At 61.8% G+C, this 322-nt stretch carries 1 protein-coding gene; it reads right to left on the bottom strand.

Annotated elements, in window-relative coordinates:
- Positions 1–48 precede the first annotated feature (48 nt).
- The coding region (locus tag QWI17_RS01575) for an AAA-type ATPase lid domain-containing protein (protein ID WP_302720736.1) at positions 49–322 on the bottom strand (274 nt) is incomplete at its 5' end.

Genomic DNA, 322 nt, shown 5'->3' with positions numbered 1-322 from the left:
AGGACAGCGGTAAAGGTCCGGTAAAGGTGGCCTGGCAAAAACACGAAGCTAGCGTAGCCCAAGCGCTTTCAAGCGACGGTACAGCGTGCGTTCGCTCATGCCCAAATGACGCGCCAGCTCACTGCGCGAACCTTTGAACTGTTCCAGGGCCTGGGCCAGTTCACCGAGGTCACGGCGCTTTGCGCCACGGCTCACCGGCATTTGCGCGCCGATGTCCTCGGGCAGGTGCTCCGGCCTGATCACCCCATCATCAGCGAACAACCGTGCCCGTTCCAGAACATTGCGCAGCTCGCGGATGTTGCCCGGGAACGGATGCAAGGCA

Origin of the sequence: Gilvimarinus gilvus (assembly GCF_030518155.1) — a bacterium.
GTDB classification, from domain to species: domain Bacteria; phylum Pseudomonadota; class Gammaproteobacteria; order Pseudomonadales; family Cellvibrionaceae; genus Gilvimarinus; species Gilvimarinus gilvus.
The sequence above is the reverse complement of the archived record's forward strand: the minus strand, read 5'-3'. Positions and strand labels throughout refer to the sequence as shown.